This is a genomic window from Ideonella sp. P3_A4 (genome assembly GCF_056403075.1).
Genome location: NZ_JBFUGE010000292.1, coordinates 1 through 7,597, shown reverse-complemented (window position 1 = coordinate 7,597; position 7,597 = coordinate 1). Strand labels below are relative to the sequence as shown.

The 7,597-nt window shown below is 67.7% G+C and carries 9 protein-coding genes and 1 pseudogene; 6 read left to right on the top strand and 4 right to left on the bottom strand.

Annotated elements, in window-relative coordinates:
• From AC1DYI_RS21680 to AC1DYI_RS21670, 3 genes are all read right to left on the bottom strand, one after another.
• A partial coding sequence (locus AC1DYI_RS21680; RefSeq protein WP_477206204.1) for a beta/gamma crystallin-related protein occupies positions 1 to 495 on the bottom strand: 495 nt, incomplete at its 3' end.
• A 251-nt stretch (positions 496 to 746) separates the two neighbouring features.
• On the bottom strand, positions 747 to 1,262 hold the full coding sequence (locus AC1DYI_RS21675) for a DUF1269 domain-containing protein (RefSeq protein ID WP_477206203.1): 516 nt from the start codon (positions 1,260 to 1,262) through the stop codon (positions 747 to 749).
• Positions 1,263 to 1,345: 83 nt separating this feature from the next.
• Positions 1,346 to 2,080: an IclR family transcriptional regulator gene (locus AC1DYI_RS21670; protein ID WP_477206202.1), complete on the bottom strand. Its 735-nt coding sequence runs from the start codon at positions 2,078 to 2,080 to the stop codon at positions 1,346 to 1,348.
• Positions 2,081 to 2,145: 65 nt separating this feature from the next.
• On the opposite strand from AC1DYI_RS21670, the gene AC1DYI_RS21665 reads away from it, so the two are divergent.
• From AC1DYI_RS21665 to AC1DYI_RS21640, 6 genes are all read left to right on the top strand, one after another.
• Complete coding sequence (locus AC1DYI_RS21665) at positions 2,146 to 3,129, top strand: hydroxymethylglutaryl-CoA lyase (protein WP_477206201.1); 984 nt, start codon at positions 2,146 to 2,148, stop codon at positions 3,127 to 3,129.
• Complete coding sequence (locus tag AC1DYI_RS21660; protein ID WP_477206200.1) at positions 3,126 to 4,358, top strand: CaiB/BaiF CoA transferase family protein; 1,233 nt, start codon at positions 3,126 to 3,128, stop codon at positions 4,356 to 4,358. The genes AC1DYI_RS21665 and AC1DYI_RS21660 overlap by 4 nt, the downstream gene beginning before the upstream one ends.
• Positions 4,359 to 4,365: 7 nt before the next feature.
• Complete coding sequence (locus AC1DYI_RS21655) at positions 4,366 to 4,653, top strand: hypothetical protein (RefSeq protein WP_477206199.1); 288 nt, start codon at positions 4,366 to 4,368, stop codon at positions 4,651 to 4,653.
• A 97-nt stretch (positions 4,654 to 4,750) separates the two neighbouring features.
• Positions 4,751 to 5,227, top strand: a complete 477-nt coding sequence (locus tag AC1DYI_RS21650) for a MarR family winged helix-turn-helix transcriptional regulator (protein WP_477206198.1) — start codon at positions 4,751 to 4,753, stop codon at positions 5,225 to 5,227.
• A gap of 46 nt (positions 5,228 to 5,273) precedes the next feature.
• Positions 5,274 to 5,699: an organic hydroperoxide resistance protein gene (locus AC1DYI_RS21645; RefSeq protein ID WP_477206197.1), complete on the top strand. Its 426-nt coding sequence runs from the start codon at positions 5,274 to 5,276 to the stop codon at positions 5,697 to 5,699.
• Between the two features lie 103 nt (positions 5,700 to 5,802).
• Complete coding sequence (locus AC1DYI_RS21640; protein WP_477206196.1) at positions 5,803 to 7,158, top strand: esterase-like activity of phytase family protein; 1,356 nt, start codon at positions 5,803 to 5,805, stop codon at positions 7,156 to 7,158.
• A gap of 45 nt (positions 7,159 to 7,203) precedes the next feature.
• On the opposite strand, the pseudogene AC1DYI_RS21635 reads toward AC1DYI_RS21640, so the two are convergent.
• Positions 7,204 to 7,597: pseudogene (locus AC1DYI_RS21635) on the bottom strand (asparaginase); the annotation flags it as partial.

Sequence of the window (7,597 nt, the reverse complement as noted above, 5' to 3'; positions counted from 1 at the left end):
GACGTTAGGCCCGTCGGGCACTCGCTCGCGTTCGATCCAGCAGCGCTGCTCCGGCGGGCCGACCACGGCGCGCACGGCCACCACGTTGGCTTCGAACAGGCGTTCACCACCGCGACGGCGGTAGTCGACCACCATGACGGGCGGCGGCGCATAACGGCGGTCTTCGACCCGCACGTTCGACGCGATCGGCCGCACCGAGCTGACCTGGTTGTTCATGCCCATCGCCGCCAGCGAGGGGTAGCTGCCCGGCCGCAGGATCACGCAGTGGCCACGGTAGCCCGCGTCTTCGCAGACCTCGTAGCGTTGCCGGTCGACGATGACCGACGAGGCCCGATCGTTCAGGCCGTAGCGGGCCAGGTTGTTGATCGGGCTGTAGGTCGTGAAGGCGCGCCCGCCGAACGACTCGTGCTGGTAGAACGTGACCTCGGCCGCCGCATGGCCGGCCAGGATGGCGGCAGCCGAAAGGACCACCGCGGTCTTCAGGGAGTTTTTCATCGCCTTCTCCATTGATGTGATCAAGGGCTGGTCAGACCTTGCCCGGTCCCTCCAAGGACCTGGGCAAGTGCTGTGCACAGCATGGAGACGAGCGGACGCGGCGAATACCGGACGCATTCGCCGCGCGCTGTAGCCGCTGTCCTACATGTCAGCGGCAGGCGCGAGCCACCCTCGACCGCGCAGATGTCGCGCGGCCACGTGGCGCCGGCTCCCCAAAACGAAGGCGCCCGCCGAAGCGGGCACCTGTGTCTTCAGGGGAAAGCAGGCATGGTGAGGTCGATGCCCTTTCTCTCCGCCTCGGGGTGGCGGTTTTCGAGCATCGCCTGGATCTCTTCGACGCGCGAGTGCGGCACGTCGACCATCAGCAGGATCTTGCCGGCTTCCAGCTCTTCTTCGAAGGGCTTGAGCGCCACGCTGGGCGTGGAGACGCCGATCAGCGTGGAGGCCCAGGCTCCGAGCAGCAGGCCGGCGATCGTGCAGATGATCAGCGTGCCGACATCGAAGTTGTAGCCGTTGCCCAGGTCGGTCATCTTCAGGATGACCCCGAGGGTGGCACCGCCAACCACACCCAGGCCTGCACCCAGGAAGAAAGCATGTCGCACGTCGGATTTCTGCAGGAAGCTGGCTTCGTGCAACTCGCCGAGCGACATGTCGCGCCGGCTCAGGAAGTGCATGTGCCGGTCCTCGATACGGGCCAGCAACAGATCGTTGGCGGTCTGGCGTGCACTGGCCACGTCAGGCAACACCACATACAGGCGTCTACGCATTACGGCCTCCTCACCCGCCCGAAGACACAAGAAGGAAGAATGTGGGCGCGGTGACACAGGTTTACGCCTGATGCGAAAACCTGTCAATCCAGAGTGGTGACGGCGCCTAAACGTTGCGATAGGTGACGGGCGGCCTGCCGCACCGTGTGGGCATAGCCGGGCTTGAGCCGCGTGTCGGGCAACGTGAGGGTCAGCGCGCCCAACAATTCACCCGCTGCCCCCCACACCGGCGCCGAGATGCCGGTGAGGCCGGGCACGCGGTCGCCGCTGGTGGCGTAGACGCCGTCACGGCGGATCTGATCGTAGAGCTTGCCGCGCGCACCGCCGTCCAGGCCAAAAGCCAACAGCACGCGCCCGCCGGCGCCGCGGTCCAGTGGCAACACGTCGCCGGCGCGGATGTGGTCGCGCAGCAGCTGCGGTGAATCGACCCGATACAGACACAGGCGCTGGTCGCCCTGGCGCACGTGGAAGGCTGCGCTCTCCTGGGTGGCCGCAACCAGCGCCTGCAGCGCCGGCAGCACTTGTGCCTCGAGCGAAAACGACGCCGCGTAGATCGACTGCAAGCGCGCGACCTCGGAGCCCAGCGCATAGCGGCCGTCCGGCGCGCGCTGCAGCAGCCGGGCATGCTCGAGCGAGGCCAGCAGCCGCAGGGCGGTGCTCTTGTAGAGCCGCGTGCGCTCGGCCAGCTCGGCCAGTGACAACGCCGACTCGCCGGCCCGAAACGCCGTCAACAGGCTCAGCGCCCGGTCGACCGAGGCGGCACCGCCGGGTGCGGCGTCTTCATCGGCCAGTGCAGGTTGGGCGGCCTTGCGTGGCATGGCGGTCTCGGTTTATGATTTCAATTAACAGAACGTCGTTCTATCTTATAGAACAATCAATCACCATGTCAACCGCGCCTGCGTCCGTCCTGATCAGCGAAGTCGGCCCCCGCGATGGCCTGCAAAGCGTGGCCCGCACCATGCCCACTTCCGCCAAGCTGGCGTGGGTCGAAGCGCTTTACGGCGCCGGCCTGCGCGAGATCGAGGTCGGATCGTTCGTGCCGGCCAAGCTGTTGCCGCAAATGGCCGATGTGGCCGAGGTGGTCCGCCATGCTTTGCACCTGCCTGGGCTGACGGTGATGGCGTTGGTGCCGAACCTGCGCGGTGCCGAGGCGGCGCTGGCGGCTGGGGTGCACAAGCTGACGGTGCCAGTGTCGGCCAGCTCAGCGCACTCGCTGGCCAACGTGCGCAAGACGCCCGAGCAGATGGTCGACGAGGTGCGCGCAATCGTTGCGTTGTGCCGCAAGCAGTCGCCGAACGTGATGGTCGAAGTCGGCATCTCGACTGCGTTCGGCTGCACGCTCCAAGGCCCGGTGTCAGAAGATGAGGTGCTGCGGCTGGCCGAGGCGCTGGTGCGGGCGGGCGTTGACGAAGCGGGCTTGTCCGACACCACTGGCATGGCCAACCCTTCGCAAGTGCGGCGCCTGTTCCGGCGCCTGCGCGCGGCCATTGGCGAGCATGCAGGTGCCGCCCACCTGCACAACACCCGCGGCCTGGGGCTGGCCAATTGCCTGGCCGCCTACGACGTGGGCGTGCGCACCTTCGACTCTTCGCAAGGTGGCCTGGGCGGCTGCCCGTATGCGCCGGGCGCGTCGGGCAACGTCGTGACCGAAGATTTGGTGTTCATGTTCGAAGCGATGGGGGTGGACACTGGCGTCGACCTGGAGCGCCTGACCGCCGCCCGCACCGCCCTGGCCCAAGGCCTGCCGGGCGAGGCCCTTTACGGCATGACACCGGAAGCCGGTCTGACCAAGGGCTTTGCCTATGCCGACGGGCGTCAACCAACCGGCGAGACCCTGCTGAACACCACGAGGACAGTGACTGAATGAGCGCCAACAACACCTTGCCGCTGGCCGGCACCCGCGTGGTCGAGTTCACCCACATGGTGATGGGCCCGACCTGCGGCCTGATCCTGGCCGACCTGGGCGCCGAGGTGATCAAGATCGAGCCGCTGGCGGGCGACAACACACGTCGATTGCTCGGCTCCGGCGCGGGCTTCTTCGGCATGTTCAACCGCAACAAGCAAAGCCTGGCGGTCGACGTGAAGGATGCGCGCGGCCGCGAGATCGTGCTGAAGCTGGCGGCCKGTGCCGACGTGTTCAGCGAGAACTTCAAGGGCGGCACGATGGACAAGCTGGGCTTTGGCTACGCCGCGCTGTCGGCGTTGAACCCGCGGCTGGTCTATGTCTCGCACAAGGGCTTCCTGCCCGGCCCTTACGACCACCGCACGGCGCTCGACGAGGTGGTGCAGATGATGGGCGGCCTGGCCTACATGACAGGCCCCGAAGGCCGACCGCTGCGCGCCGGCAGCAGCGTCAACGACATCATGGGCGGCATGTTCGGCGCCATCGGCGCATTGGCAGCGCTGCAGCAACGCGAGCGCACCGGCCGTGGGCAAGAGGTGCAAAGCGCGCTGTTCGAGAACAACGTGTTCCTGGTGGCGCAGCACATGATGCAGTACGCCGTCACCGGCCAACCCGCCGCGCCGATGCCCAGCCGCATCTCGGCCTGGGGCGTGTACGACGTGTTCACCGTGAAAGACGACGAGCAGATCTTCCTCGCTGCGGTCAGCGACACCCAGTGGGCGCTGATGTGCCGCGAGTTCGGCTTCGACGACCTGCTGGCCGATGAGCGCCTGACCAGCAACAACGACCGCGTGCGCGCCCGCGAGTGGCTGCTGCCGGTGTTGCGCGAGCGCTTTGTCGACTTCGACGCAGCCGACCTTGGCGCGCGCTTCGAACGCGTCGGGCTGCCCTACGCGCCGATCACCCGGCCGCAGGATCTGTTCGATGACCCGCACCTGCTGGCCACCGGCGGGCTGGCGCCGATGACGATCCCGGCCGATGGCAGCGGTGCCGGCCAGGCGGTCGAGACCCGCACTGCCCTGCTGCCACTGACGTTGAGCGGCGAGCGCCTGCCACTGCGCCAACCGCCGCCGGCGCTGGGCGAACACACCAGCGTGCTACTACGCGGACTGGGCTATCTCGACGGCGAGATCACCGCGCTGCACACGGCCGGCGTGGTGCGCCTGCCCTCGTCTGAAGCTGGCGTGGCATGATCGGCCCATGGACAGCTTTGGCATCGAGGCGCACGGCAAACATCCGGCCACCTCGCACCGCAAGCCCGCACGCTACCTGCTGCTGATCGACTCGGGCGGCAGCACGGTCGCGCAGCTCTTCACCGAGGCGCGCGAGTTCGCGGCCGAGTTCGACGCCGGCTCCGAAGAGGTCGCCGTGATGACCCAACGGCTGAAGCCCGGCGGCGGCGCCGAAGCGCCCGAATGGGACCACGCCCTCGAAGGCCACAGCCGCGCCGAGCGCACGGCGGCCGTGGTCTACACCCTCGACGTCTGACCTTCATCCCTCACTGAGAGCTTTCGCTGCGAGTCAGCAGCACCGCCAAAGACCATTTAGATTGTGTGCAATTGAATTGCACGCTACAGTTGCGGCCATGACGAACAGCAGCAAGCCCCGCAAGCCAGCCAACGCCCCCGCCTCATGGCTGGCGCTGGACATGCAGCTGTGCTTTGCGCTGTATTCGGCTTCGCTGGCGATGACCAAGCTGTACAAGCCGCTGCTGGCGCCGCTGGGCCTGACCTACCCGCAGTACCTGGTAATGCTGGTGCTGTGGGAAGAAGACGGCCAGCCGGTCAGCGCGATCGGCGAAAGGCTGACGCTGGACTCGGGCACGCTGACGCCGCTGCTCAAGCGCCTCGAATCGGCCGGCCTGGTGCAGCGCCTGCGCGATGCGGCCGACGAGCGCCGCGTGCTGATCCAGCTGACCACCGAAGGCCGCGCGCTGAAGGCCCGTGCCCAGGCCATCCCGCAGCACGTGCTGTGCGCCACCGACTGCCAGCTCGACGAAGTTTCCTCGCTCACGCAGCGTTTGAAGTCGCTGCGCGACAACATCGCCCAGGCCGCGGCCTGAGCACCTGATCCCACCCCTGACCATCATCAAACCCAAGGAAGACATCATGGCTCTCGACAAGGTTCTGTACACCGCCCACGCCACCTCCACCGGCGGCCGCGCCGGCACCTCGAAGTCCGACGACGGCCGGCTCGAGCTCAACCTGAGCACGCCGAAGGAACTGGGCGGCGACGGCGGCCGCGGCACCAACCCCGAGCAGCTGTTTGCTGCCGGCTATTCGGCCTGCTTCATCGGCGCGATGAAGGCGGTCGCCGCGGGCCAGAAGATCGCCCTGCCGGCCGATGTGTCGATCACCGCCGACGTGGGCATCGGCCCGATCACCGGCGGCTTCGGCATCCAGGTGGCGATGGCCATCACCGTGCCGGGCATGGAGCGCGCCGCCGCTGAAGCGCTGGTCGCCGCCGCGCACAAGGTGTGCCCGTACTCGAACGCCACCCGCGGCAACATCGACGTCACGCTGACGATCGTCTAAAGGCGGACCGAACGCTGTCATCGGCCCGTCATGCACGGGTCATGACGGCGTCACCCGTCGCGATGAAGCTCCTTGGGTTGTATCGACCCGAGGAGCTTTTTTCATGCTGCACAAGAACACCGTTAGCGCGCTGGCGCTCGCCTGCGCCGCCGCCTTTGCGCCCGCCCACGCCGCGGTCACGCTGATCGCCAAGGGCAGCCTGCCCGGCGACGGCAGCGATTTGTCGGGCCTGACCCACACCCTGGAAAACGGCACACCGGCCAACCTGCTGGGTGGCCTCGGATCAGGCCTGGCCTGGRCCGGTGGCAACACCTTCGTCGCCGTCCCCGACCGCGGCCCCAATGCCGTGACGTGGAACGTCAACGTCGACAACACCACCAGCTGGGTGCCGCGCATCCAGACGCTGACGCTGGCCCTGTCGCCGGTGGCCGATGGCGCGCTGCCCTTCACCCTGACGCCGCAGTTGACTGGCACCACGCTGCTGTACTCGCGCGACGCGTTGGTCTACGGCCCCGCCCTGCCGCCGAACAACCACAAGGGCCACCAATACTTCAGCGGCCGTTCGGACAACTTCGACGGCGACACCAATTCGCTGAGCCCGATGGATGCGCGCCTGGACCCCGAGGCGATCCGCGTGTCGCGCAACGGCAAGCATGTCTACGTGTCGGACGAATACGGCCCGTACGTCTACGAATTCAACCGCGAGACCGGCAAGCGCACCCGCGTGTTCGCGCTGCCCGAGTCGACCTTCTCGATCGCGACGAAATCGGCACTCGGCGCGACCGAGATCAGCGGCAACACCCGCGGTCGCGTGGCCAACAAGGGCATGGAAGGCTTGGCCATTTCGCCCGACGGCCACACGCTGTTCGGTTTCGTGCAAAGCCCGCTGATCCAGGACGGCGGCGACGGTGGCCGCGCCAACCGCATCGTCAAGATCGACATCGCCACCGGCGCTGTCAGCCAGTACGCCTACGACAACTTCATCCCGGCGCTGAACAAGGCCTACAACTCGAGCGAGATCCTGGCGCTGAACAGCCACGAGTTTCTGGTGCTCGAGCGTGATGGCAAGGGCCTGGGCGACAACTCGGTCGCCGTCGTCAAGCAGGCCTGGAAGGTGGACCTGGCGGGCGCCGAGGACGTGAGCGGCCTCGAAGGCGCAACCGCGCTGCTGGCCAAGGCGCCGGCGAAGACGCTGTTCGCCGACCTGCGTGCCGCGCTGAACGCCGCCGGCATCGCCGACGCGCAGATCCCTGCCAAGCTTGAAGGCATGGCCTTCGGCGAGGACGTGGTCGTCGACGGGGTCACCAAGCACACGCTGTACATCGCCAACGACAACGACTTCCTGGCCGTGGCGCCGGGCGGCCTGGCCAATCCGAACCAGTTCTTCGTCTTCGCCTTCGACGAAGCGGACCTGGCCGGTTCGGTCTACGAACCGCAGAAGTTCAAGCTGCCGAACTGACGTAGGCGGGGCGGCCCGAGTGGCCGCCTCTTCACGTCATGCTGGTCAGGCAGGAGGCTGGCCCAGCAGCTGCAGCAGCAGCTCGACGCGCGCCTTGGCCGGCGACAACTCGCCAGCCGAGGGCAATGCGGCGGCTGGCGCGCCGACCACCGCGGCGCCGGCACAACGGGTGCTGCGAAGCACCGGCAGGCCCGCAGCTTGGGCTCGCTCGACGGCCGCCAGCAGCGACGCATGCACCGTGCCGTTGCCGGTGCCCTCGATCACCAGACCGCGTGCGCCGGCAGCCACCAGGGCATCGACCACCACGCCGTCGGCCCCCGCGTGGCTGACGACGACGTCGACCCGTGGCCAGCTCGAAGCGTCGAACGCGATCGCATCCAACCCCAGCGCCTGACACGCCGGCCACGGCCGCAGCGGCCGTATCTGCCCTTCCTGGACC

What these genes read in the sequence shown, in the direction of transcription:
- AC1DYI_RS21675 (WP_477206203.1), bottom strand. Translation starts at nt 1,262, where the DNA reads ATGCGTAGACGCCTGTATGTGGTGTTGCCTGACGTGGCCAGTGCACGC.
- AC1DYI_RS21670 (WP_477206202.1), bottom strand. Translation starts at nt 2,080, where the DNA reads ATGCCACGCAAGGCCGCCCAACCTGCACTGGCCGATGAAGACGCCGCA.
- AC1DYI_RS21665 (WP_477206201.1), top strand. Translation starts at nt 2,146, where the DNA reads ATGTCAACCGCGCCTGCGTCCGTCCTGATCAGCGAAGTCGGCCCCCGC.
- AC1DYI_RS21655 (WP_477206199.1), top strand. Translation starts at nt 4,366, where the DNA reads ATGGACAGCTTTGGCATCGAGGCGCACGGCAAACATCCGGCCACCTCG.
- AC1DYI_RS21650 (WP_477206198.1), top strand. Translation starts at nt 4,751, where the DNA reads ATGACGAACAGCAGCAAGCCCCGCAAGCCAGCCAACGCCCCCGCCTCA.
- AC1DYI_RS21645 (WP_477206197.1), top strand. Translation starts at nt 5,274, where the DNA reads ATGGCTCTCGACAAGGTTCTGTACACCGCCCACGCCACCTCCACCGGC.